A 23,134-nucleotide genomic window follows, 5' to 3' on the forward strand; every position below is an offset into this window, starting at 1 on the left:
GCACCGCGAATAAATGCACGATCCGGCACGTTTCATTTGGAAGAGCAATGCGTCCAGCGGCAGAAACGAAGGACTTCAGACGCGACTTGGTCAGCCTCCTGCCCAAATTGCGTCGGTTCGCGATGACGCTGACGCGCAACGCCAATGATGCCGACGACCTCGTCCAGGAAGCCTGCGAGCGCGCGATCACGCGCAGCCACCTGTGGAACGGAGAGGGCCGGCTGGAAAGCTGGGTCTACGCGATGACGCGCAACCTCTGGGTCGACGAGATTCGCAAGCGCAAGGTCCGCGCCGGCAGCGGCACGGTCGATGCGCTCGGCCAGGACGAGCTCAGCATCGAGGCTTCGGCCGAAAAGGCCGTCTACGCCAACCAGTTGCAGAAGATGATCCTCTCGATGCCCGAGGGCCTGGCGAGCGTGTTCCTGCTGGTCAACGTCGAAGGCCATAGCTACCGCGAGACGGCCGACATCCTCGGCATTCCGATCGGCACTGTCATGAGCAGGCTGTCGACGGCGCGCCTCAGGCTTGCCGCCATGATCTCCGAGAATACCGAAAGGAGGGCCTGACCGTTGCAACAGACAAAGGGTCACGCACTCGAAGTTCGCCTATCCGCCTATATCGACGGTGAGATCGGCGAAGCGGAACGAAATGAACTCGACGCGCTTCTCGCCCGCGACGACGACGCCAAGGCTTTGTTCGAAAAGCTGAAAGCCGGCAGCAGCTTCGGCGATACGGCTTTTGAGGATTTTCTGCACGATCCCGTGCCGCTGGCCCTGGTGCGACAGATCAAGCAGGGTCCCGGTGTCAGCCCCAAAACCGAACGCGTGACGGCGACAGCCGCCAACGTCAGAAACGTGCGCATCTGGCCGCGCGTGCTTGCCGCATCGGTTGCACTGATGCTGCTCGGCGGTTCGGCCGGCTTCGTCATCGGCACGGCAAACAATGTGGGCGAACCGGCCGAAGTGGCAGCGGCGCGCGGTTGGCTGGACGATATCGCCGACTACCACCGCGTCTATTCGCGCCAGAAAGAGCATCTCGTCGAGGTTCCCGCCTCCGAGGCCCCCAAGATCGAGACCTGGCTTGCGTCCAGCGTCGGCGTTCCCTTCAAGATTCCGCAGCTTGGCGGCAAGGGCCTGACCTTCGAAGGCGCCCGTCTGCTGGTGGCGAACGGCAAACCCGTGGCACAGCTCGTTTACCGCAGCACTGAGGGCGAGATCTTCGCGATCTGCTTCCTCAAGAATACCACCGGCCCGCAGTCGAACGATTTTGACGAGAGCATCCGCGATGATCTCGGCATGGTCTCCTGGCAGAGAGGTGGCGCCTCCTTCGTGCTCGTCGGCCCTTCCGCCCATGTCGGGATGCAGGATATCGCCGAGGCCGCCGCCGCGACGATCTGAGTTCACGCCTTCAAAGCTTGGCTTTGCCGCAACCAACACGAAAATTCTGGAGCCGCCCCCTTGGCAACACCAGTTGCCAAGGCGGATTTCGCTGCCATGAAAAGCAGACATCGGCCGCGGCTCGGCAGAGAGCATAATTCCTGCGCCCATATTTGGATCAAGCAGAAATTTGTGTAGGCAACCAAACGGTTACACCTGCGCCCACGTCGCAAAATACACATATCGCCATGGTCAAATATTGAGTCCGAATTGGAGCGTCACAGCTCCCGCAAAATTGGCAAAAATCGGCAAGAAAAAACCAAAGGTTGACATTGCAATACTTTACCTCTATCTCTGACAAATCGATATTTGCTTGCTAAGCTTTGGTTACCGCGCATCTAGCAACTGCGCCCTGAACGAACCTTCCTTTCAAAAATCGCTATCACCATCCGCAGCGCTCCCGCGTCGCGGTCGTTCAATATGCTATGAGAGGGTTCTTCATGACCACCGGCACAGTTAAATGGTTTAATTCCACCAAGGGCTTCGGCTTCATTCAGCCTGACAACGGCGGCCCGGACGCCTTCGTCCACATCTCCGCCGTCGAACGCGCTGGCATGCGCGAAATCGTCGAAGGCCAGAAAGTCTCCTACGACATGGAGCGCGACAACAAGTCGGGCAAGATGTCGGCCTGCAACCTTCAGGCGGCCTGAATCGGTATCGGCTCTCCCTTGACCACGGATGTACTGGCACTGCCGAGAGCATGATACCCATCAAGGTCAGGCAATATGCCTGGCCTTTTTTATTTCCGCGCATCGAATGCACGTTCCCGCGACTGCATTGCACATCGGGAATGACGTGACTGCCGTCGACGCGCCTGTAAGATCGGGATCCCCCATGACAGAGACCCACACCAAATCGCGCCAGCGGGCCGAGATTGCCTTTGCCAAGGAGCAATCGCAATTTTTTGCCCGAGGCAGCGCAGTCGAGGAACTCGACGCCATCGTGCAGGCACGCGAAGAGAAGACCTCGCGCCTGCGCGAAGCACGCCTGGCGAAGGAATTGCAAGATCGTCTGGCGGGTGCTGCCGCCCCCATTTCGAAACGCGTCAGAAAAACCTGACCTTCAGTCAGGGTGACACCTCAACTGGAAGAGAGACTTGAGAAACATCAGAAACAGTGAACTCACCGACCGTCGCAGCGCCGCTGCCGATGCGAAGAAAGCGCTTCTTGAAGCCTACCGCGCGGCAAAGGAAGCCGCAGAACCGACCCAGCTCGCCCGCCAGGCCGAGCGTCAGGCAGTCGCTGCGGCCCGCGAGGAACGGCGCGCTGGTCGCGAACGGGCGAAGGCCGAGGAGCGCGAGCGTTTGCAGGCCGAGGCGGCAGAGCGCGAGGCCGCCATCGCAGCCGCTGCTAGAGCCGAGACCGAGGCACGCGAGGCCGCTGACCGGAGCCGCATTTCGCGCGTGATCGAGGACGAGGCCGCTCGCAAGGCCGAACGCGACCGGCGCTACGCCAACCGCAAGGCGCGGCAGGCATAACAGGCGACCGGCGCGTCGGCATGACGCCGTCATGCCGAGCTGCGACTGCCCTGTCTCAACGATTGATCGAAAACGCCGCCCGTCCATTGAGGGCACGCGGCGTTTTTGTTGATCAGCCGCGCTTCATTTCCAGAACGCGGTTCGCCGCCGACACGATCGCTTCGAGCGAGGCGGCAACGATGTTGGTATTGATACCGGCACCGAACAGTTTTCCGCCCGGATGCTCCATCTCGACATAGGCGATGGCCGCCGCGTTGGAGCCGTGCTGCAGTGAGTGCTCGGAATAGTCAGCGACCGAAAGATCGATGCCGAGGTAGATCGACAGCGCGTTGATGAAGCCGTCGATCGGGCCGGTGCCCTTGCCTTCGATGCGCTTCACCTCGCCATTGTCGGTGATCTCGGCGGCCACCACGCGCACGCCCTTGTGCTCGCCGACCGGATAGGTGTGGTGATCGACGAACTTGATGCGCGCGCCCGGCTGCTCGACATAGCGCTCGATGAAGCGCTCGTGGATGCGCCTGGAGGGCACCTCCTTGCCTTCCTCGTCGGTAATGCGCTGGATGTCTTCGCGGAACTCGACCTGGAGGTTGCGCGGCAGGTTGATGCCGTAATCCTCCTGCAGGATGTAGGCGATGCCGCCCTTGCCCGACTGCGAGTTGATGCGGATGATCGCCTCGTAGGAACGGCCGACGTCGCGCGGATCAATTGGCAGATACGGCACTTCCCAGAGCGGCTTGTTGGCCGTCTTGATCGCCTTCATGCCTTTGTTGATCGCGTCCTGGTGCGAACCAGAGAAGGCCGTATAGACCAGCTCGCCGACGTATGGATGGCGCTCCGGAATGACCATCTGGTTGGAGTATTCGTAGACTTCCTTGATCCGCTCGATGTCCGAGCAGTCGAGCTGCGGGTCGACGCCTTGCGTGAACATGTTCAGCGCCAGGGTGACGACGTCGACGTTGCCGGTGCGCTCGCCATTGCCGAACAGCGTGCCTTCGACGCGGTCGGCGCCAGCCATCAGGCCGAGCTCGGTGGCGGCAATGCCGGTGCCGCGGTCGTTGTGCGGGTGCAGCGAGATGATCAGGTTTTCGCGGTTGTCGAGGTTGCGGCACATCCATTCGATCTGGTCGGCATAGATGTTCGGCGTCGCCATCTCGACGGTCGAGGGCAGGTTCAGGATCAGCTTGTTTTCGGGCGTCGGCTTGACGATTTCGGTGACCGCATTGCAGATCTCCAGCGCCACTTCGAGTTCGGTGCCGGTAAAGCTCTCGGGCGAATACTCGAAGCGGTAGCCGCCACCGGCCTTGGCTGCCATGTCGGTGATCATCTTGGCAGCGTCGGTGGCAATCTGCTTGATGCCGGCGACGTCCTTGGCGAAGACCACGCGGCGCTGCAATTCACTGGTGGAATTGTAGAAATGCACGATCGGCTGGTGGGCGCCCTCGAGCGCTTCGAAGGTGCGGGTGATCAACTCGGGCCGGCACTGCACCAGCACCTGCAGCGACACGTCCTTGGCGACGTTGCCCTCCTCGATGCACCAGCGGGCAAAGTCGAAGTCGGTCTGCGAGGCCGAGGGGAAGCCGATCTCGATTTCCTTGAAGCCCATGTCGAGCAGCAGCTGGAACATGCGGGCCTTGCGATCGTGACCCATCGGGTCGATCAGCGACTGGTTACCGTCGCGCAGGTCAACCGAGCACCAGATCGGCGCCTTGGTGATCGTCTTCGACGGCCAGGTGCGGTCGGTGAGTGCGATCTGCGGGTAAGGCTGATACTTCACCGACGCTTCCGGCATGCCGTTCTTGATGGAATGGGACTTCTGGATCATTGCAGCTTCTCTTCATCACTGAGCGCTCTGGCAGCATTGCCATAACCGATCGGGGACCGGATTGCGATGGCAAATGCCGCGGCGGGCGCGCCTTTGTCCTAAAACTCTATGGGGGTCGAGGAGCATCCGCCGGCGTGGCTTTTCGGCCGCCGGGCGCTCCTCAGCGAACCCGGCAACCGCGAGTAAGGCCGAGAAGAAGAAGCGATGCGAAGGCGCGCGACGGCGCACGATTGTCATCGTGTCCGGCGGGGATCGAGGCGATCCGATATGCGTCAGCCTTGGTCATGGTCAAAGCCTATACACGGCTTGCCGAACCGGAGCAAGCGGCACAATGCGCGCAGGTCGCTGCAAAAGAAAAGGGCACCGCCGCGATGCCGGTGCCCTTCATATCCGTTCGGCTGAAGCGAACTCAGATGTCCGCAGCCGAGGTGATGATGCGCGACACGAGACCATAGCTCTTGGCCTCTTCAGCCGACAGCCAGTAATCGCGCTCGGTGTCCTTGGCGATCTTTTCGACCGTCTGGCCGGTCGCTTCGGAGAAGATCTTGTTGAGGCGCTCGTTCATCTTGATGATTTCGCGTGCCTGGATCTCGATGTCCGAAGCCATGCCGCGGGTGCCGCCCGACGGTTGGTGAAGCAGGAAGCGGGTGTTCGGCAGGCAAAGGCGACGCTCCTTGGGAACGCCGACATAAATCAGCGCGCCGGCGGATGCGACCCAGCCGGTGCCGATCGTCCAGACCTTCGGCTTCACGAACTTGATCATGTCGTGAATGCTGTCGCCGGATTCAACGTGGCCGCCCGGCGAACTGACGAAGAGACGGATGTCCTCATCGCTGGCCGACGCAAGCGCCACGAGCTGCGAGCACACTTTCTGCGCCAGTTCCTGGGTGATCGTGCCGTAGATGAAAATCGAACGCGACTTGAAAAGGTTCGCCTCCGTTTCCTTGCCGAGCGGCAATTCGGTCTTCTTGTCGTCCTCGTCGTCGTTGTCGTACATCCGTGTTTCTCCGGCGTCTCATGAAGTCTTCAGTCAAAGTCAGATAATGCGACTCGACGCCGAAGACAATGCAACAAACCGAAGCGGCGACAAAGCGGCAAGGCGCACTTCGCTTATGGTAAAAACACCTACCGCCAAATGCCGTATAGACAGGTGGACAAAGGCCAATAAAATCAACCGCGCCAAACATTCAGAACGGGGCCATCCTCCCAGGCCTCGCCGATCCATGGGGACACGCATGAACAGACGCATCCTGATTGCTGCCGCGGCGCTGATCGCTTCCGCCGCCCCGGCCTTCGCCCACCTCAACCCGGAAGAAAACGGCTCGTTTGCGGCCGGCTTCTCGCATCCGCTCTTCGGCCTCGACCATATCCTCGTCATGGTCGCCGTCGGCCTCTGGGCCGCCCAGATTGGCGGCCGGGCACTGTGGATCGTGCCGACGGCCTTCGTCTCCATGATGGCGGCGGGCTTCGCGCTCGCCATGGCCGGCGTCGGACTGCCCTTCGTCGAGCCGGCGATCTTGGCCTCTGTGGTCGCACTCGGCCTGCTCGTCGCCATGGCGGTGCGCCTCGACACCGCTGCATCGGCGGCCATCGTCGGCGTCTTTGCCCTCTTCCACGGCCACGCCCATGGCGGTGAGCTTGGCAGCGCCGGGGCACTCGCCTTCTCGGTCGGCTTCATTGGCGCGACCGCAGCGCTTCATGTAGCCGGCATCGGTCTCGGCATCGCCCTTCAGCGCCTTTCCGGCGGCAACGTGCTGGCGCGCATCCTCGGCGGGCTGACGGCAGTTGCGGGTGCAGCCCTGATCTTCGGCTGAGATCAGGAAACGTGCAGCACGGACGCATTATCTTTCTGAACGGCACGTCCAGTTCCGGAAAATCCACGCTGGCAAAGGCGCTCCGGGAAATCCTCCCGGAGCCCTTCTGCTACTATGCGTCAGATCAGCTTGCCGACGCCGGCTTTCGGGTGCTCAAGCGTGGCATGCACCATGGGATGCGCGGCGAACGCAACAGGTTCTTCGACGGATTTCACCGCTCGATTGCGGCTTTCGCCGAGGCCGGCAACGATCTGATCGTCGAGCATATCGTCGAGGAGAAAAGCTGGTCCGACGAGATCAGAAAACTGACAGCACATCTGGACGTCTTCTGGATCGGCGTTCATGCGCCTATCGAAGACCTTGAGCGTCGCGAGCGCGGCGATCGCACGATCGGTGAAGCCCGGTTTCACCTCAAGACGCATGCCCACTGCAACTACGACCTCGAAGTGGATACGCACGAACCAACCGATCAGGTTGCCGCGCGCATCGCTGATGCCTGGCGCCAACGCCGGGCTTTCAAGCCGTAGCGGAGACCCCGCTTTTTCCCTTACCCGCGACCGCGATAGGTCGGCACGCCCTGATCGGGCAGCCACAGGCCCTCCGGCGGCTTGCCGGTCTGCCAGAAGACGTCGATCGGGATACCGCCACGCGGGTACCAATAGGCGCCGATGCGGAGCCAGCGTGGCGAAAGCAGCGAGACCAGCCGCTGGGCGATCTCGATGGTGCAGTCCTCGTGAAAGGCGCCGTGGTTGCGGAAGGAGTGCAGGAACAGTTTCAGCGACTTCGATTCCACCAGCCACTCATCCGGCACATAGTCGATGACGATATGGGCGAAATCCGGCTGCCCGGTCATCGGGCAGAGCGAGGTGAACTCCGGCGCGGTGAAGCGCACCAGATAGTCCTTGCCCTTGTTGCCGCTCGGCACCCGCTCCAGCACCGCCTCTTCCGGGCTTTGCGGCAGGTCGACCTTCGCGCCCAATTGCGAGAGGCCAGATACGTCAGTCTTGCTCATTTGCCTGTTGCTCCGTGAGAACATCCGCGCGTGGGTTCGGTCGATACCGGCTTGCGCCCTCGCCGACCCGCCCCGTTTGCGGCCCTTAAATCAGAACTGCCTTAAGAAGGAAATCTTCTCGCAGTTCAAGCGATATCGGCCGTTTGTGTTTTCAATGGCGCGCTGACGTCGTCTTGACGCGCACGCCGTGCGCCTTCTCGCCCTCCGGCTCCACATGGATCGCTATCCTGGCGCCCGGATGCACCACACGGATCGCATCCTCGATCCGGTCGCAGATATCGTGCGCCTCGCCGACCGGCATCGCTTCCGGCACGACCATGTGGAAGTCCACAAAGATGGCCGGACCGGCCTGACGGGTCTTGAGATCGTGCACGCCGAGCGACCCCGCGGCATTGGCGGCGATCGCCTGCTTGATCGCCTCTTCCTCTTCCCCCGAAACCGCCCGGTCCATCAATCCATCGATCGAACGCGAGATCACCATCCAGCCCTGGAAGAGGATGTTGCAGGCGACGACGACGGCGAGCAGGGGGTCGAGGATCGCGTAGCCGGTCGCGATGGCAAGCACGAGGCCGACGAGAACGCCGATCGAGGTGACGACATCCGACAGGATATGGTGACCATCGGCACTCAGCGCCGGCGAGCGATGGTTGCGGCCGGCTGTGATCAGCACATAGGCCCAGATGGCGTTGACGACTCCCGCGGCGAAGTTGATCGCCAGGCCCAGAGCCGGCGCTTCCATCACCACCGGCGCCATGATCGCCGGCACCGCTTCCCAGACGATCAAAAGAGCTGCAACGACAATCAGCACGCCTTCGATGACGGCTGAAAAATACTCGGCTTTGTGGTGGCCGAAGGGATGGCCGGCATCCGCCGGCTTGGAAGCATAACCAATCATCAGATAGGCGATCACTGCGGCGATCACGTTGACCGTGGATTCGAGGCCATCGGACAAAAGGGCCACCGAGCCGGTGAGCCACCAGGCGAGAAGCTTCAGCCCCAGCACGGCCAGAGACAGCGGAATGCCCCAAAAGGCAAGCTGCAGGACGGTTCTGTTGTCGGACGCAGACATTTTTATCATTCCCTATGCAGATGCAAACGAGTTGCAAACGCAAGCCCATTGAAACGCAAAACCGCCCGCGCGAATTTCGCGCAGGCGGTCTATCGCTAAGCATATGAGCGATTGGGCCCCGCTTGTCAAAGCTTGGTTCGGCTGGCTCCGGTTTCTCCGCAGGCAATGACCTCGAGGGCCAACGGCTTGGCTTCGATTTCGTCGCCGTCGGCAACCTTGCTGCCCCGGCCAATGAAGAAGAACACGACGGCTGCGGTCGCCACCGTGATGCCAGTCAGCAGCCAAAGCAAGGCACTGAACGCATCGCCATAGGCGTGGAGGAGAACGGCGTGCGATGTCTGCGGTGCAAGCAGCGCTGCGTCCGTAAGGTTGCCAGTCACGACGCGCTGGGCCATTGCAGCGGCATTCGCGCCGGCCTCCGGCCCCAGGTTCGAAGCGGTGAGCGCGGAGAGAACTGCGGTCACGATCGCGAGCGCAACCCCCTCGCCTGCCACGCGCGTGGTGCTGAAGATCCCCGTCGCCATGCCCGCGCGCTCCTTCGGCACGACGCTGACGGCAAGCCCGTCCATCAGCCCCCAGGGCAGGCTGATGCCAAGTCCTATCAACAGCAGAGGTGCGAGCAGCACGGCCGGCTCGGAACCCACCGGAAACCGGCTTAGCCAGAAGAGCCCTGCCGCCGAGATCAGCAAGCCCGCTCCACAGATCGCTGCCGGCGTGAACCAGCGCGTCAACAGGCCTGCGGCAATCGGCAGGATCAGAAGCGGCGCAGACATCGCGATCATCATCTGGCCACCTGAGACCGCGCTCATGCCTTCGATGCCGATGAAACGCACGGGAAGCAGGATCAGCAAAACGACGAAGCCATAGGCGGGAGCGGCCGCAAGCAATTGCACGCCGACGAAGCGCGGATAGCGAAACAGCGTCAGATCGAGCATCGGCCGCGCGACCGAGCGCTCGATCCACCAGAAGGCCAGGAAGAAAAGCACGGAGGCCGCGAACATGGCGACCGCGAGAGGGTGGCTCCAGCCGCTTTCCGGTGCCTGCAAAATGCCGAAGGTGAGCGCAGTCAGCGCCGCGGTGAAATTCGCAGCTCCCTTCCAGTCGAGGCCCGTGGCATCCGGATCCCGCGTCTCCCGCATCAAAACCGCTCCAAGTGCCAGCGCCAGGCCAGCGAGAGCAACGACGAGCAGGAAGATCGCGGGCCACCCGAAGGCCTCGACCATGAGGCCCGAGGCGATTGGCCCGAAGGCGAGGCCGACGCCGAAGCTGGCGCCAACGAGGCTGAAGGCTCTCAGCCGCTCGTTTCCTTCGAACTCCTGGGCGAGCGAGGCCATGCCGCCGGAGAAGGCGGCGGCTGCGCCTATCCCTTGAAGCGCTCGCAACACGTCGAACCAGACGATATTGCCGGCGAATGCCAGAGCAGCCGAGAACAGCAGGAAGGCAGCAAGTCCGCCGAGGAAGACGCGCTTGCGACCGAAACTGTCGGCAACTGCGCCTGCCGCCATCAGCGAACTGCCGAAGGTCAGCATGAAGGCATTGGTGACCCAATTGAGCGCGATCGGATCGGCGCCGAGGCTGCGGCTGATCGCCGGCAACGCCACGGCTGGTCCCGTGAAGGTGAGCGGCATCGCAGCCGCCGCGCAGCAAACCGCGAGCAGCACGAACCGGCGTCCGCGCCCGTCTTTGAACTTTTCTCTCATATCGTCCATCCGTTGGAGCAAAGGAGATACCCACACAGACTTCCTGGAAACCTGCAGCTGGACGTCCGCCGCTTGGGCATCGATTGACGAATGCAGGATAGTTTCGCCATAATCGGCTGAGAATTGTGCCAAGAGGACAGGCATACCGGAACAGAACGCTCGAATAGGAAGTCAGCAATGGATCGCCTGAGTGGGTTGACCGCCTTCGTGCGCACCGCCGATCTCGGCAGCTTCGTCGCCGCTGGGCGCGTGCTCGGCCTGTCCGCCTCCGCGGTCGGCAAGGCAGTCACTGCTCTCGAAAAGCAGCTCGGAGTGCGCCTGCTGCAGCGCTCGACCCGTAGTATCCGGCTGACCGAGGAGGGACGCCTCTTTCACGAGCGCTGCCGCCGCATTCTCGACGACCTCGACGATGCAGAAGCCTCATTGGCCGAGGCGGTGGCCGTTCCGCGCGGACGGCTGCGTGTCAGCGTGCCGATCGTCAGCTACCATCTGCTGTTACCGGTGCTGCCGGAGTTCGTGCGGCGCCACCCCGAAATCGAGCTCGACCTCGACTTCAACGATCGCATCGTCGATCTGATCGACGAGGAAGTCGACGTCGCCGTCCGCAGCGGCGTGCTGCCGGATTCCCGGCTGATGACCCGGGCGCTGCGACCGTTCCAGCTTCTGCTCTGCGCCGCCCCCGCCTATCTCGATCGGCACGGCACACCCGAATGCCCGCGTGACCTCGACGGGCACCATGCGATCCGCTTCCGTTTTCCCAACAGCCGGAAGCTGCAGGAATGGCCGATCGCCATGCCCTCAGACGGACCCGGACCGCAGATCAAGACCGTGCTCACCAGCAACAACATGGAGGCGCTCAGCGGCGCCGTCCTCAGCGGTCTCGGCATCGGCTGCCTGCCGGATTTCCTCGCGCGCCAGCCACTCAGTGACGGCCGGCTCCGCACGGTGCTCGACGCCTATCTCGACGCTCCCGGACAGTTTCACCTCCTCTGGCTGTCAAACCGCCATCTATCGCCAAAGGTGCGCGTGTTCGTCGATTTCCTGGGCGAGCGGCTTTTTGCCGATCGCTGCGAGCGCGCGCCAGCCATTCAGGCGACACGGTAGGAACAAAAAGGGCCACCTCCATGACGGAAGCGGCCCCTTGGTTCTTCAATATCGTCAAGATCTTCCCAACGTCAGCATCGCCCGAATGCGGGAATGCTCAGGCGGCCTTGATCTTGGCGCGCTTGGCAAGATGCGCCACGACGTTCTCGATCATCCGCATGCCGGCGTCGCCGCCAAGCGTCATGATCGATTCCGGGTGAAACTGCACTGCAGCCACCGGTTCCTTGGTGTGCTCGATACCCATGATCGTGCCGTCTTCGCTTTCAGCTGTAATCATGAAGTCGTTAGGCAAGCTCGACGGATCGGCGAAGATCGAGTGGTAGCGCCCGACGGTCACTTCCTTGCCGAGACCGGAGAAGACGATGCCCGGTTCCAGCACGCGGATGCGCGACGGCTTGCCGTGCATCGGGATCGCGAGTTGGCGCAGGTCCCCGCCATAGGCTTCGGCAAGCGCCTGCAGACCGAGGCAGACGCCGAAAATCGGCAGTTCGCGGGCCCGCGCCTTCTTGATCGTTGCCCTGCAGTCGAAATCTTTCGGATTGCCGGGTCCTGGCGAAAGCACGACGAGATCCGGCTTGACGCGATCGAAGATCTCTTCCGCGACCGGCGTGCGTACCGTCGTGACGGTTGCCCCAGTCTGGCGGAAATAGTTCGCGAGCGTATGAACGAAGCTGTCTTCGTGGTCGACGAGCAGGATGTTGACGCCGGCGCCGACCGCCGCAACGTCGCGGCTTGCCTTGCCGGCGTTGGCGGATTTCGCATCGCGAATGGCAGCGATCATGGCGGAGGCCTTCAGTTCGGTTTCGGCTTCTTCTTCTTCCGGGTTTGAATCGTAGAGCAGCGTCGCCCCTGCCCTGACCTCGGCGATGCCGTCCTTGATGCGGATCGTGCGCAGCGTCAGGCCCGTGTTCATGTCGCCGTTGAAGCCGACCATGCCGATCGCGCCACCATACCATGCACGCGGGCTCTTCTCATGGCTTTCGATAAAGCGCATGGCCCAAAGCTTCGGCGCACCGGTGACCGTCACCGCCCAGGCGTGACTGAGGAAGCCGTCGAAGGCATCCATATCGTCGCGCAGCCGCCCTTCGATATGGTCGACCGTGTGGATCAGGCGCGAATACATCTCGATCTGGCGGCGGCCGATGACCTTGACCGAGCCGGGCACGCAGACGCGGCTCTTGTCGTTGCGGTCGACGTCCGAGCACATGGTGAGCTCGGATTCGTCCTTCTTGGAATTCAAGAGCTTCAGTATCTGCTCGCTGTCGGCGATCGGGTCGTCGCCGCGCTTGATCGTACCCGAGATCGGGCAGGTCTCGATGCGGCGGCCGGAAACGCGAACGAACATTTCCGGCGAAGCGCCGACCAGATATTCCTGGTTTCCGAGATTGATGAAGAAGGAATAGGGCGACGGATTGATCGCCTTCAGCCGATTGGAGATTTCCGAAGGCTTGCTCTCGCAGCGCTCGAAGAACTTCTGGCCGGGCACCACTTCGAACAGATCGCCACGGCGGAAGCTCTCCTTCGCCTTGACGACGAGCTCGGCGTATTCGCCGGGGCGATGGTCGCCATGCGGCGGGATGCTGTCGACTGTCTGGAATGGTTCGCTCGCGATCTCGTCCGCCTTGCCTTCGGTCGTCTTGCCATCCTTGGCGAAATCGTAGCGGTCGATCCAGGCCTTGGCGGCATAGTGGTCGACGACGAGGATCTCGTCCGGCAGGAACAGCACCATGTCGCGCTGGTCGTCGGGACGCTTGAGCTTCAGGTCGATCGCGTCGAACTGGAAGGCGAGATCGTAGCCGAAGGCGCCATAAAGGCCGAGGCTCGCGTCCTCGGCCGAATGGAAGAGATTGGTGACGGCGCGCAGCACGCTGAACACCGTCGGCATCTTCGAGCGCTCTTCCTCAGTGAAGACGCGGTCAGGCTGATTGATCGTCAGATCGAGGCGGCGGCTGGTCGAGGCGCCGAGGGTGATGTCCGCGACTGTCTTCAGCTGCTCGGCGATGATCGACAGCAGCACTTCGCCACGGTCGTTATAGGCTTCGATCCAGAGCGCGCGGCCGAACGAGGAAATGCCGAGCGGCGGATCGACGACGGCCGTGTCCCAACGGGTGTAGCGGCCGGGATATTCATAGTTGGAGGAAAACACCGCGCCGCGGCGTTCATCGAGCTTGTCCACATAGCTCGCGATCGCCTGCGTATAGGAGGCTTCGCGTCGCCTGCGCGTCACCACGATGCCGCCTTTGGTGGTGTAGCTCTCCGCTCCGCCCTCGAGAATTACCGTTGCCATTCGCCTCGCTCCGTAAAAGCCCGGTCCTTGAGCGGCCCAAACATGAAAAAAGCCGCCTCGAAATCTCCGGGCGGCTTCATCTCTCAATCACGCATGACTGGTCAAGGCCGCTTCAGCGAGCCCACCACCAGGTCGAAATGTTGCGTGCATTTTCCATGGGCGAAAGTGTTAGCGTGGGTTGATGCCTTGCGCAAGCGGGAAAGCCGCGCCGGATATCACGGATCGATCAAAAAAAGAGGCGGCTCTTGCGAGCCGCCCGACTGGAGTTGATCTGATCCTATCAGAACTTCGCCTTCGCCGTAACCAGGAAGGTGCGGCCGCGGCCCGTATCGATCGTGCTGCCTGCAATCGTGCTCGACGACGGCGTGTAGGTCTTGTCGAACAGGTTCGTCACCGTCGCCGTCACCTCGAAGCCGTTCTCGAACTTGTAGTTCGCGAAGAGGTCGACGAGGCCATAGCCCGGAACGTTCGGCGGCGTGCGGTTGATCTCGCCGACGAATGCGTTCGACACCGCATAGAGCCGCGTGCCGACCGTCAGGCGCTGGTCTTCGAGGAAGCGCGCACCGAGCGTTGCGCTGATGATGTTATCAGGCAGGTAGCTCTGGACACCGAACCCGTTCACCTGGGAAGGCAAATTGCTGTCGGTGTAGGTGTAGGCGAGATCACCGAAGACATAGCCGGCATCGTAGGCCGCCTGGAGTTCGAAGCCCTGCACCGTCGAGGTGCCGGGATTGTTGACGAAGAAGATCTGGCGACCACCACCCAGCAGCGCTGCGGTGATGTAGTTGTCGATGCGGTTGTGGAAGTAGTTCGCCTTCACACGCAGGCTGTCGCTGGGATCGAGCAGCCCGTCGAAGGTGAAGTTCGCGCCGATTTCCCAGCCCTTCGAGATTTCAGGCTCGAGGAACGGATTGGGGAAGAACGACTGGCCGGTCGTACCCGGGTGCGTGCCGCCGGCGAAGGTCTCGTTGACGGTCGGCGAACGCGAGGTCTCGGCGTAGGTCACGTAGGGCTGGAACCAGTCCGTCGGGTTGAGCGCGACCGTGACGCTCGGATTGAGACGGCCGTCGGACTTGTCGACCGTGTAGGGACCCGCCGGCAGGCCGATCGGGTTGCCTCGCACCACGGCGCCGGAACCATCGAGGCTGAAGTGATCCCACCGCAGGCCGGCCGTCAGATCGACGATACCATAGGTGAAGGTCGTGTTGCTGAAGACGCCGGTCGTGGCATTGGTGCCGCTGCCGTTGACGCCGCCAGACGGGCGCGCCGTGCTGTTGATGACGTCATAGTCGTCGCGGAAATATTCGACGCCGTAGTTCGCCCGGACGGCAACCTCACCGAGATCGAACAGCGAGGTGTTCGAGATATCGAAGCCCTTGCCCGTGTCGGTGATGCGGCGACCGGCCGCCGTGCCGCCACCGCGAACATCGGTGTCGTACTTCATCTTCAGCCGGTTCCAATAGGCATTGGCCCGGAAATCGATGAGTTCGTTGTCCGGCGTGTAGGAATAGCTGGCCGAAACGGTCTGGTTCTTCACGTTCTGGAAGTAGGAGTTCGCGAAGAAGTCGTTGTCATAGGTGATGCCGGTGAGCTTGAAGGTGTGGTCCTGATCCGGAGTCACCTCGAACTTCAACAGGCCGGAAAGCAGGTCTTCCTCGGTGTAAGGCACCGTTACGCCGTTGCCGTTGTCGTAGTTGCCGGGATCAGCCTTGCTGATGCCGCCGAGCACCGAGAAGACGTCGTTGAAACGATAGGCACCGATCAAAGATTCCGACCAGCCGGCCTCGTTGCTGCCGTAGGTGGCAGAAGCGATGCCGCCGTAGTTCTTGCCGTCCAGGATCAGGTCTTCGACGTCGTAGGTCTTGAAGTTGACCGAACCGGCCAAAGCACCGCCGCCGACACCGGTGACGGCACCGCGGGTGACGTCGATCTCGGAAAGGAATGCCGGATCGAAATAGGCAAGGCCCTGGGCTTCATGGCCGGTGAAGCGGAAGTTCTGGCGCACACCGTCGATCATCATGTTGACGCGGCCGGAACCCTCGAAGCCACGGATGTTGACGGCGACGCCCGGGTTCTGCGGGTTGTTGGCGGTTGACGTGCCGGGAACGCCGCGCAGCAGGTCGTCGGTCTCGAGACCGGATTGCAGGTCGATCTGGTCGGACGTGACGACACTGACCGGGCCGGCCTTCGCATAGGGGTCAGCGGTGCGTGAGCCCTTGGCAACGATCGGCGACAGGTAGGTTTCGCCCTTCTTGGTCTCCTCGGCCTTTTTCTCTTCCGGCTTTGCCTGGTTTGTCGAACTCTGGGCGAATGCGACGGTAGCGACTGAAATTGCAAGAGTTGTCGTGCAAGCCAACAGGGCCTGGCGACGATGCCGGGTGAGCATGGACCAATCCTTTGAGGTTCGAGGCCGGGCTTGCTGTTGAGCGGCAAACTCAAGGGGCTGGCTGGGCGCGTTCTGGGCGTTGCGACATGTCGTCGCCTCATTTATGCCGCATAAAAAACATGAGTATAATTGTCAACATACAAAGATACTCCCCACAATTTGTGGGGTCGTGCCAATTCGAGGCGTTGCCGAACTGCAACGCTTTTGCCGGAGAGTTGGAGCGGACGAGGAAAAGTGCATGCGGCCTTCCGCCCGCATCCCGCTCTAATTTATTGGAATCGGTCACGTTTATGATTTGGTCGATTCCAACCAAAACATCGCGATCTCATGAAACCAGATCCGGTTCTGCGCGTTCCCTCCGCTCAAAGCCCGCCGCGCGGGCAGTGAGAAAGGTACTGGATGCGTCGCTCTTTCCCCTTGATCCTGCTGTCACTCCTGATCCTGACGGGCGCCAGCCTGCCGAAACACGGCCCCATCCCGATAGAAAAGCCGCCGACGGATGCAGGAGCGGAAGAGGCTGTTCCCACACCCGACAAGAAGCCGGCGGCACCGGCGGACGACGGCAAGGGCGCGACGGAGAAAGGGCCGACGGCAGCCAACGGCGAACAGCCCGTTCCGCAGCCGAAGCAGGCGGATGGAGACGAGCAATCGACAAAGGACAAGAAGCTGCCGGCGGACGAAAAGGACCAGCGCGCCGACGAGAAGAAGGATGCCAAGCCCGCACCGGCGCCAATCGTCTATCCACCGGTCGAGACGGAGAATGCTGCCGAATATGCCAAGTGCCTCGCCGACCTGAAAGCGGTTGGCGCGACGTTTGTCGAAGCCAAGCGCATCGACGACGGCAAGGGCTGCGGCATCGACAAGCCACTGGAGGTCACCAGCATTCTGCCCGACGTTACGCTCGCGCCGAAGGGAGTGATGCGGTGCGAAACGGCGCTGGCGCTGGCACGCTGGACAAAGGAAGCCGCCCAGCCGGCTGCCGAGGTCGCCTTCGACAAGAACATCAAGATCAAGGCGCTGAACCAAGCGTCGACCTATATCTGCCGCCTGCGCAACAATGCAACGTCAGGCAAGATCTCCGAACATGCCCACGGCAACGCCGTCGACATCGCGTCCTTCCGCTTGAGCGACGGAACGACGATCGCCATCCAGCCGCGCGACGAGGATGGCACGATGGACGGCGCCTTCCAGCGCGCGGTCACCGCCTCCGCCTGCCTGTATTTCAAGACTGTGCTCGATCCCGGCAGCGACGCCGCCCACGAAACCCACCTGCATCTCGACGTGATCGATCGGCGCAATGACTATCGCTATTGCCGCTAGGCGGGGATCACCTGGCCCGGTCGCCGCAACTCAGTCATTGCTATAGCCGAGGGCGACAAACTCGCCCTCGAAACGCCCGGCCACCTCTCCACCGTCAAGCAGGTCGGCAACGACCACGGCCCGCGCCCTGCCCCGCCGTTCGAGCAATCGCAGAAAGCTCGGCCACTGCCCGGCATTCGCTAGCGACGAGCGAGCCGAAAAGGCACCGGCCACCGGCTTTAGATAGTCCATGCGGTTGCTCTGGATCACCAGGCGCGCAGCCACGCCGCTTTTGCGCAACCGCACATGCAAGAGCGACCACGCCGACAGGATCGATAGCGCCGAGGCGCTGCCGCCGAACACCGTTTCGCGGTGATTGATGTTGGGTGCCAGGGGCGCCGAGAGCAGGATATGGTCTTCCGCTACCTCCTCTACATGAACCTGCATCGCCGCCGAAAGCGGGATATGGGCGTGAAGATAGGTCTGCAAATCCTGGGGCGTCATCGCGGTGTCCATTGTGTCTGCTACAGTGGCGTACGCCTTGCGTGTCGCGCAAAGGTCGCCTCCGATCAATGCACGAGACCCCGTGTCCTGGCCAGTGCCGCAGGCCCGCGTTCAGTCGCCTCCGGCCAGCCTCATAACCACAAAGATACCGGTCGGCGCGCCTTGCAGGACGGCACCCCGGCTCCCAAATACAGGCATGAGGAAAATCCACCCGTTTTGCGCCCAGTCTCAAGGAAATGTGTCATGGCATTGACGATCTACCAGCTCTCCATTCCCGCATTCATTCGCGGTCTTGGTGTGCTCACCAAACTGCTCGACAAGGCCGAGGCTCATGCGCGCGACAACGGCATCTCCCCTGATGATCTCGTCATTGCCCGGCTGGCGCCGGACATGCTGACGCTTGCCGGCCAGGTGCAGCGAGTGAGCGACACGAGCAAGGGTCTGGTCGGGCGCCTGACTTCGATCGAGGTTCCCCGTTTTCCGGACGAGGAAAAGACCCTGGACGAACTGCGTCAGCGCATCGCCAACACGGTTGCTTTTCTTGAAATTGTGCGCCCCGTCGACCTGGAGGATAGCGGCAGCCGCGAGGTCGTCCTCAACTTCCCGACCCTGAAAGTGACGCTCACGGGCGAAGAGTATCTGCTGAGATTCGTTCTGCCAAACTTCTATTTCCACCTGACGACGGCCTACGACATCCTGCGTCACAAGGGCGTCTCGATCGGCAAGGCCGACTTCCTCAGCCTCACTGCCTAACTTCCATTCTGGAAGCGAAGATAAAGGAATGCAAAACACGACAACGCCGCGCATCCCGCCGGATGCGCGGCGTTGTTTCGATCAGGCCAGTCGGTCGCTCTAGAACAGCCCCTCGATGTAACCCCGCTCGTTCAGGAAGATCTTCTCCGACGACGGCACTTTGGGAAGGCCGGGCATGGTCATGATCTCGCCGGTGATGACCACGATAAAACCGGCGCCGGCCGCAAGTCGCACCTCGCGGATCGGCACCGCATGGCCGCTCGGCGCGCCGCGCAGGTTCGGGTCGGTCGAGAAGGAATATTGTGTCTTGGCCATGCAGATCGGCAGGTGGCCATAGCCCTGGTTCTCCCAGGTGTGCAGTTGATCGCGCACCGACTTGTCGGCGATCACTTCGCTCGCATGATAGATGTCCTTGGCGATTGTCTCGATCTTGTGGAAGAGCGGCATGTCATCCGGATAGAGCGGCGAGAACTGCGAATGGCCGCCCTCGGCCAGATCCGCCACCTTGCGCGCCAGTTCTTCGATTCCCGCCGACCCCTCGGCCCAATGCCGGCAGAGCACGGCGTCGGCACCGAGTGTCGTCACATAGTCCTTGATCGCCTGAATCTCGGCCTCGGTGTCGGAGGTGAAGTGGTTGATCGCGACGATCGCGGGAACGCCGAACTTCTTAACGTTCTGTACATGCCGGCCAAGGTTGGCGCAGCCCTTGCGCAGGGCCTCCAGGTTTTCCTTGCCGAGATCGTCCTTCTTGACGCCGCCATTCATCTTGATCGCCCTGACGGTGGCGACGATCACCGCGGCATCGGGCTTCAGCCCCGCCTTGCGGCACTTGATGTCGAAGAATTTTTCCGCACCTAGATCGGCGCCGAAGCCGGCTTCCGTCACGACATAGTCGGCGAGCTTCAGCGCCGTCGTCGTCGCGATCACCGAATTGCAGCCATGGGCGATGTTGGCGAAGGGACCGCCATGCACGAAGGCGGGATTGTTTTCCAATGTCTGCACTAGGTTCGGCTGCATCGCGTCCTTGAGCAGCACCGCCATCGCGCCATCGGCCTTGATGTCGCGCGCAAACACCGGGCTCTTGTCGCGTCGGTTGCCGACGATGATATTGCCGAGGCGCTTCTCGAGATCCTTCAGATCGGTTGCCAGGCAGAGGATGGCCATGACCTCGGATGCAACGGTGATGTCGAAACCGGTCTCGCGCGGATAACCATTCGCGACACCACCGAGCGGCCCGACAATGCTGCGCAGTGCCCGGTCGTTCATGTCCATCACGCGACGCCAGGCGATGCGGCGGATGTCGACGTTCTGCTCGTTGCCCCAGTAGATGTGATTGTCGAGCAGCGCCGCGAGCAGATTGTGCGCTGAAGTAATGGCGTGGAAATCGCCGGTGAAATGGAGGTTCATGTCCTCCATGGGCACCACCTGTGCGTAACCGCCGCCGGCGGCTCCGCCCTTGATGCCGAAGCAGGGGCCGAGCGACGCCTCGCGGATGCAGACGATCGCCTTCTTGCCGATACGGTTGAGCCCGTCGCCGAGGCCGACCGTCGTCGTCGTCTTGCCTTCGCCGGCCGGCGTCGGATTGATCGCCGTCACCAGGATCAGGTGGCCGTTTTTCTTTTCGCGCTGGCGGGCGATGAAATCGGCCCCGATCTTAGCCTTGTCGTGGCCGTAGGGCAGCAGATCTTCCGCCGGGATGCCGAGTGCCGCCCCTATCTCCAGGATCGGCTTTTTCTTCGCCGCACGCGCAATCTCGATATCGGACTTAACCTCGGTCATGACATGTCCCCTCCCCAGGGTCTCGTTTTCATCCACGCCTTTCAAGGCGCAGTTCGCGATGCCGGAGCGAGATGAGGAAACGTGTCTGCGGCTTTCGGCCCGCATCCCGCTTTAACTCAAGTAAGGTCTGCGGCAGCGCCCGGAAGTTCAGGCGCCACCTTGCCGTTCAGCCCTATCGGGCGAGGATATCGCGCATTTCGACGATGTTCGAGCGTACCCTCAGCGTATAGAAGCCCATCGTCGCCAGATGCGTCGGCATGATCCAGCCGGCCTCCTCGCCGTTGGAGATGATCAGCGGCTGGATGCGCAATGCGGCGCGCAGTTGCTTGATCGTTTCCGTCCAGATCGGCGTCAGGCCGCGCTGGGCAACGACGTTGTCGAAGTCGGCGCCGGCGGCCGACAGAATGCCGTAATAACCGTAGAGCTGGCCATAGGCGAACCAGAAGCGGTCGTCGGCGCGCGTGTCGAACCAGCCGCCATTGTGGTTTTCCGACCGTTCGCGAATGATCGCCGAGGTGTTGCCGAGATCGTTGGCAACACGGTCGAGGAATTCGACGAGGTTGTCGGAGCGGCCGTCGAAGATCGCTTCGCATTTGCCGAGCGAGATGTTGAAGGCCCTGAGGTCCTTCATCGCCGCCCGGTAGAAGCTCGGCGTCGGCGTCTTCGGGCCAAACGGGTTCAGGCCGAAATACCAGGTCTCCTCATCGAACTGGATATTGCCGCGCGCACTCTGCAGGTCGCTGTTGATGCCGGACGTGCCGCGCACGCGACCAAGCGAATCGACCAGTTCGACCGAGGTGCGGCGCACCGCCTGGTTGATGCCGCGCTGGAACGACGCCTTGTTGTCGAGCCAGGGCGTGTCGTCCCAGTCAAGCCCGAAGAACCCGAGCTTGTAGAGCAGCATCGACGATATCCACGCATTCTCGTTGACATTGTAATCGATAAGGTCGGCGGCGACATCGACGATTGCCGAGGTCTGGCACACGGTACCGGCAGGCAATTGCACCACCGCCAGCGCCTCCGGTGTCGATTCGGTCTGAGGTGCAGCCGCCGCCGCAAGGTTGGTTGCCGCCGCACCGGTCGTCGATTGGCCCGTCGTCGCACCCGGGCCGCTCTTCGGCGAGCCCGCCGGCACCTTGTGCTCGGCCAGCTTGTAACGCTCGACATAGTCAGGATCGAAGTTCGTCCAGGCCTGCGTCTGCCAGATGAAATAGCCGTAGAGGAAGATGAGGCCGAGCAGAACGATGCCGATTGGTCCTTTGATGATCCAGCTCCGCTGCCGATACCAGTTACTGGCCGCAACGAACGGCCAGAGCAGCCAGGCAACGGCGAGACCTATGCCGCGGCCGATCGCGGTAAAGACCCGCTGGAAAAACGCAACGATCGGATCGAACATGTCCTATTCCTCTCTGAGGCCGTAAAGCTTGTGGCGGAAGGCCGCCTTGTCCTTGAGATATGAACCCGTCAGCGTCGCCACAACATAGGCCTTGAAGCTTTCGCCATAGCGCTCGTAGGCGTCGTAGAAACCCTGCTTGTCGAAGACGAAGCGCGAGACGAAATCGCGGGGCACGAGCTGGGAAATCAGTCGGTTGACCAGCCACTGGTCGGGATGGGTGGGTGCTGCGCGCACCAGCATGAAGCGGTTCGCCGGTGCCACGTCCTGCATCTTGATCGTGCCGGTCGCGGCAACCATGCGGATCATCTCCTGCAGGAACGGATAGGCCCCGTCCCTCGCGACGACAGCCGCATTGCGGTGCATCCAGGTCTGCAGCCAGATCCGATCGGCATTGGCGAGATTGGCCGTCGGGTCAATTTCGTCGATCAGCCCGCGCACGATCATGTCGGCCCGGTGCTGATAGAGCCCCGACTCCTCCACCCAGGACGCCTGCGGCAATTGCAGCCGCTTGGTCGAGGCGAGGAAGTCGTAGATCCGGGCATGATCGTTGATGGCGATATAACTCACCTGCCACGGCCGCGAGCGGCGGAAGCCGGGGACCGAAGGGTCGCAGATCACGGTCGTCGTCTTGTCGTCGAGAAAGACATAGACGCCGCCGAAATGATTGGCCCAGAAGGCTTCGTGGCGGAAGACGAGCTGGTCCGGCACCAGCGCATTCTGGCGGATATCGCCGGTGAGCTTGGCAAGCTCGACCATGCGGTTCAGCATCTCGTCGTCGGCCCAGGCCGTCGGCACTTTCTTCAGCCGGTCGACGAGGCCCCTGAGTTCGGCGGCCCTGCCGAGCATGTCCTCGGCCGACAGCACCCGGAAACGCACCTCGTTGATCGACAGCAGGTCGTCGATGTCGTCGACGACCGAAACCGAATCCTCGATCTCGCCGTAGAGCGCGTCCTTGATCGTGATCGCATTGATCGCGCGGCCGTTGGCGTTGAAGAATTCGTGCATCAGCGCCGCCGTATTGGAGAAGCTCGTATGCACGACCGGCAGCTCCGCCTGATCCGGTGTCATGATGATGAACCGGCGGTTGACCCGGTTCGGATCGAGATAATCACGGTCACCCAGTTCGTCAGCGATTTCGGGCGAAAACCCGGTCATGTCGATGCTGAACGCCGTCAACGCCGTCGGGCGCAGGCCGAAGCCTTCGAGTGCCTTGTTGTAACGCGCGATCAGGTGCGGCTCGGAGACATCGAGCAGCCGTCCATAGATGAGCTCGGCTTCGAGCAAGCGTTTCATCGG

General features: G+C 62.0%; 22 protein-coding genes. 10 read left to right on the plus strand and 12 right to left on the minus strand.

What is annotated here, in order from left to right; translation table 11 throughout:
- The first annotated feature begins 47 nt into the window (after positions 1 to 47).
- The 5 genes from ACN9MO_RS12465 to ACN9MO_RS12485 all read left to right on the plus strand — a co-directional run bounded on the left by ACN9MO_RS12465 (position 48) and on the right by ACN9MO_RS12485 (position 2,913).
- Positions 48 to 566, plus strand: coding sequence for an RNA polymerase sigma factor (locus ACN9MO_RS12465; RefSeq protein ID WP_057253076.1), 519 nt, complete (start codon positions 48 to 50; stop codon positions 564 to 566).
- Positions 567 to 569: 3 nt separating this feature from the next.
- Positions 570 to 1,397: an anti-sigma factor family protein gene (locus tag ACN9MO_RS12470; RefSeq protein ID WP_057253074.1), complete on the plus strand. Its 828-nt coding sequence runs from the start codon at positions 570 to 572 to the stop codon at positions 1,395 to 1,397.
- 479 nt (positions 1,398 to 1,876) lie between these two features.
- A complete protein-coding gene (locus tag ACN9MO_RS12475) occupies positions 1,877 to 2,086 on the plus strand; it encodes a cold-shock protein (RefSeq protein WP_053248201.1) in 210 nt (69 codons plus the stop codon).
- 184 nt (positions 2,087 to 2,270) lie between these two features.
- Positions 2,271 to 2,495: a hypothetical protein gene (locus ACN9MO_RS12480; protein WP_057253071.1), complete on the plus strand. Its 225-nt coding sequence runs from the start codon at positions 2,271 to 2,273 to the stop codon at positions 2,493 to 2,495.
- Between the two features lie 37 nt (positions 2,496 to 2,532).
- On the plus strand, positions 2,533 to 2,913 hold the full coding sequence (locus ACN9MO_RS12485; RefSeq protein ID WP_057253069.1) for a DUF6481 family protein: 381 nt from the start codon (positions 2,533 to 2,535) through the stop codon (positions 2,911 to 2,913).
- Between the two features lie 112 nt (positions 2,914 to 3,025).
- Here the strand turns inward: ACN9MO_RS12485 and leuA are convergent, their stop codons facing one another.
- Both leuA and ACN9MO_RS12495 read right to left on the minus strand, forming a co-directional pair.
- The gene (gene leuA, locus ACN9MO_RS12490; protein WP_057253066.1) at positions 3,026 to 4,735 is read right to left on the minus strand and encodes a 2-isopropylmalate synthase; all 1,710 of its coding nucleotides are present in this window, start codon (positions 4,733 to 4,735) and stop codon (positions 3,026 to 3,028) included.
- Positions 4,736 to 5,144: 409 nt separating this feature from the next.
- Positions 5,145 to 5,732, minus strand: a complete 588-nt coding sequence (locus ACN9MO_RS12495; protein ID WP_057253064.1) for an ATP-dependent Clp protease proteolytic subunit — start codon at positions 5,730 to 5,732, stop codon at positions 5,145 to 5,147.
- 238 nt (positions 5,733 to 5,970) lie between these two features.
- Between ACN9MO_RS12495 and ACN9MO_RS12500 the strand changes: the two genes are divergently transcribed.
- Positions 5,971 to 6,549 carry a HupE/UreJ family protein gene (locus ACN9MO_RS12500; protein WP_057254325.1) on the plus strand — a complete coding sequence of 193 codons (579 nt, stop codon included), beginning with the start codon at positions 5,971 to 5,973 and terminating at the stop codon, positions 6,547 to 6,549.
- An 11-nt stretch (positions 6,550 to 6,560) separates the two neighbouring features.
- Positions 6,561 to 7,076 carry a chloramphenicol phosphotransferase CPT family protein gene (locus ACN9MO_RS12505; RefSeq protein WP_162727965.1) on the plus strand — a complete coding sequence of 172 codons (516 nt, stop codon included), beginning with the start codon at positions 6,561 to 6,563 and terminating at the stop codon, positions 7,074 to 7,076.
- Positions 7,077 to 7,096: 20 nt separating this feature from the next.
- Here ACN9MO_RS12505 and queF read toward each other — a convergent pair whose 3' ends face one another.
- From queF to ACN9MO_RS12520, 3 genes are all read right to left on the minus strand, one after another.
- On the minus strand, positions 7,097 to 7,561 hold the full coding sequence (gene queF / locus ACN9MO_RS12510) for a preQ(1) synthase (RefSeq protein WP_057253061.1): 465 nt from the start codon (positions 7,559 to 7,561) through the stop codon (positions 7,097 to 7,099).
- Between the two features lie 151 nt (positions 7,562 to 7,712).
- Entirely contained in the window at positions 7,713 to 8,630 is a 918-nt protein-coding gene (locus ACN9MO_RS12515; protein WP_113133449.1) for a cation diffusion facilitator family transporter, read from the minus strand.
- 125 nt (positions 8,631 to 8,755) lie between these two features.
- Positions 8,756 to 10,330 (minus strand): MFS transporter, encoded by a 1,575-nt coding sequence (locus ACN9MO_RS12520; RefSeq protein WP_113133464.1) that lies wholly within the window; start codon positions 10,328 to 10,330, stop codon positions 8,756 to 8,758.
- Between the two features lie 177 nt (positions 10,331 to 10,507).
- Between ACN9MO_RS12520 and ACN9MO_RS12525 the strand changes: the two genes are divergently transcribed.
- Positions 10,508 to 11,434 carry a LysR substrate-binding domain-containing protein gene (locus tag ACN9MO_RS12525; RefSeq protein ID WP_058321153.1) on the plus strand — a complete coding sequence of 309 codons (927 nt, stop codon included), beginning with the start codon at positions 10,508 to 10,510 and terminating at the stop codon, positions 11,432 to 11,434.
- A gap of 97 nt (positions 11,435 to 11,531) precedes the next feature.
- On the opposite strand, the gene ACN9MO_RS12530 is transcribed toward ACN9MO_RS12525, so the two are convergent.
- The 3 genes from ACN9MO_RS12530 to ACN9MO_RS12540 form a co-directional block, all read right to left on the minus strand.
- On the minus strand, positions 11,532 to 13,721 hold the full coding sequence (locus ACN9MO_RS12530) for an anthranilate synthase (protein WP_112994338.1): 2,190 nt from the start codon (positions 13,719 to 13,721) through the stop codon (positions 11,532 to 11,534).
- Between the two features lie 112 nt (positions 13,722 to 13,833).
- Positions 13,834 to 13,878: a trpE operon leader peptide TrpLE gene (gene trpLE / locus ACN9MO_RS12535; protein ID WP_192494823.1), complete on the minus strand. Its 45-nt coding sequence runs from the start codon at positions 13,876 to 13,878 to the stop codon at positions 13,834 to 13,836.
- A gap of 123 nt (positions 13,879 to 14,001) precedes the next feature.
- On the minus strand, positions 14,002 to 16,107 hold the full coding sequence (locus ACN9MO_RS12540; RefSeq protein ID WP_425985066.1) for a TonB-dependent receptor domain-containing protein: 2,106 nt from the start codon (positions 16,105 to 16,107) through the stop codon (positions 14,002 to 14,004).
- Between the two features lie 399 nt (positions 16,108 to 16,506).
- Between ACN9MO_RS12540 and ACN9MO_RS12545 the strand changes: the two genes are divergently transcribed.
- The gene (locus ACN9MO_RS12545) at positions 16,507 to 17,427 is read left to right on the plus strand and encodes an extensin family protein (protein ID WP_112994336.1); all 921 of its coding nucleotides are present in this window, start codon (positions 16,507 to 16,509) and stop codon (positions 17,425 to 17,427) included.
- 30 nt (positions 17,428 to 17,457) lie between these two features.
- Here ACN9MO_RS12545 and ACN9MO_RS12550 read toward each other — a convergent pair whose 3' ends face one another.
- A complete protein-coding gene (locus ACN9MO_RS12550; protein ID WP_058321197.1) occupies positions 17,458 to 17,910 on the minus strand; it encodes a thioesterase domain-containing protein in 453 nt (150 codons plus the stop codon).
- Between the two features lie 243 nt (positions 17,911 to 18,153).
- Between ACN9MO_RS12550 and ACN9MO_RS12555 the strand changes: the two genes are divergently transcribed.
- The gene (locus ACN9MO_RS12555) at positions 18,154 to 18,663 is read left to right on the plus strand and encodes a DUF1993 domain-containing protein (RefSeq protein ID WP_058321157.1); all 510 of its coding nucleotides are present in this window, start codon (positions 18,154 to 18,156) and stop codon (positions 18,661 to 18,663) included.
- A gap of 99 nt (positions 18,664 to 18,762) precedes the next feature.
- Here ACN9MO_RS12555 and ACN9MO_RS12560 read toward each other — a convergent pair whose 3' ends face one another.
- From ACN9MO_RS12560 to ACN9MO_RS12570, 3 genes are all read right to left on the minus strand, one after another.
- Complete coding sequence (locus ACN9MO_RS12560; protein ID WP_058321158.1) at positions 18,763 to 20,442, minus strand: formate--tetrahydrofolate ligase; 1,680 nt, start codon at positions 20,440 to 20,442, stop codon at positions 18,763 to 18,765.
- A gap of 172 nt (positions 20,443 to 20,614) precedes the next feature.
- On the minus strand, positions 20,615 to 21,838 hold the full coding sequence (locus ACN9MO_RS12565; RefSeq protein ID WP_093234002.1) for a DUF2333 family protein: 1,224 nt from the start codon (positions 21,836 to 21,838) through the stop codon (positions 20,615 to 20,617).
- Between the two features lie 3 nt (positions 21,839 to 21,841).
- Positions 21,842 to 23,131 carry a DUF6638 family protein gene (locus ACN9MO_RS12570; protein ID WP_112994335.1) on the minus strand — a complete coding sequence of 430 codons (1,290 nt, stop codon included), beginning with the start codon at positions 23,129 to 23,131 and terminating at the stop codon, positions 21,842 to 21,844.
- Positions 23,132 to 23,134 lie beyond the last annotated feature (3 nt).

The organism is Ensifer sp. R-19 (genome assembly GCF_049905105.1).
Classification (GTDB): domain Bacteria; phylum Pseudomonadota; class Alphaproteobacteria; order Rhizobiales; family Rhizobiaceae; genus Ensifer.

Coding starts and splice junctions, on each gene's coding strand:
- ACN9MO_RS12540 (WP_425985066.1), bottom strand. CDS start 16,107: ATGCTCACCCGGCATCGTCGCCAGGCCCTGTTGGCTTGCACGACAACT.
- queF (WP_057253061.1), bottom strand. CDS start 7,561: ATGAGCAAGACTGACGTATCTGGCCTCTCGCAATTGGGCGCGAAGGTC.
- ACN9MO_RS12475 (WP_053248201.1), top strand. CDS start 1,877: ATGACCACCGGCACAGTTAAATGGTTTAATTCCACCAAGGGCTTCGGC.
- ACN9MO_RS12520 (WP_113133464.1), bottom strand. CDS start 10,330: ATGAGAGAAAAGTTCAAAGACGGGCGCGGACGCCGGTTCGTGCTGCTC.
- ACN9MO_RS12495 (WP_057253064.1), bottom strand. CDS start 5,732: ATGTACGACAACGACGACGAGGACGACAAGAAGACCGAATTGCCGCTC.
- ACN9MO_RS12500 (WP_057254325.1), top strand. CDS start 5,971: ATGAACAGACGCATCCTGATTGCTGCCGCGGCGCTGATCGCTTCCGCC.
- ACN9MO_RS12515 (WP_113133449.1), bottom strand. CDS start 8,630: ATGTCTGCGTCCGACAACAGAACCGTCCTGCAGCTTGCCTTTTGGGGC.
- ACN9MO_RS12545 (WP_112994336.1), top strand. CDS start 16,507: ATGCGTCGCTCTTTCCCCTTGATCCTGCTGTCACTCCTGATCCTGACG.
- ACN9MO_RS12465 (WP_057253076.1), top strand. CDS start 48: ATGCGTCCAGCGGCAGAAACGAAGGACTTCAGACGCGACTTGGTCAGC.
- ACN9MO_RS12570 (WP_112994335.1), bottom strand. CDS start 23,131: ATGAAACGCTTGCTCGAAGCCGAGCTCATCTATGGACGGCTGCTCGAT.
- ACN9MO_RS12525 (WP_058321153.1), top strand. CDS start 10,508: ATGGATCGCCTGAGTGGGTTGACCGCCTTCGTGCGCACCGCCGATCTC.
- ACN9MO_RS12530 (WP_112994338.1), bottom strand. CDS start 13,721: ATGGCAACGGTAATTCTCGAGGGCGGAGCGGAGAGCTACACCACCAAA.
- ACN9MO_RS12560 (WP_058321158.1), bottom strand. CDS start 20,442: ATGACCGAGGTTAAGTCCGATATCGAGATTGCGCGTGCGGCGAAGAAA.
- ACN9MO_RS12480 (WP_057253071.1), top strand. CDS start 2,271: ATGACAGAGACCCACACCAAATCGCGCCAGCGGGCCGAGATTGCCTTT.
- ACN9MO_RS12555 (WP_058321157.1), top strand. CDS start 18,154: ATGGCATTGACGATCTACCAGCTCTCCATTCCCGCATTCATTCGCGGT.
- leuA (WP_057253066.1), bottom strand. CDS start 4,735: ATGATCCAGAAGTCCCATTCCATCAAGAACGGCATGCCGGAAGCGTCG.
- ACN9MO_RS12550 (WP_058321197.1), bottom strand. CDS start 17,910: ATGACGCCCCAGGATTTGCAGACCTATCTTCACGCCCATATCCCGCTT.
- ACN9MO_RS12565 (WP_093234002.1), bottom strand. CDS start 21,838: ATGTTCGATCCGATCGTTGCGTTTTTCCAGCGGGTCTTTACCGCGATC.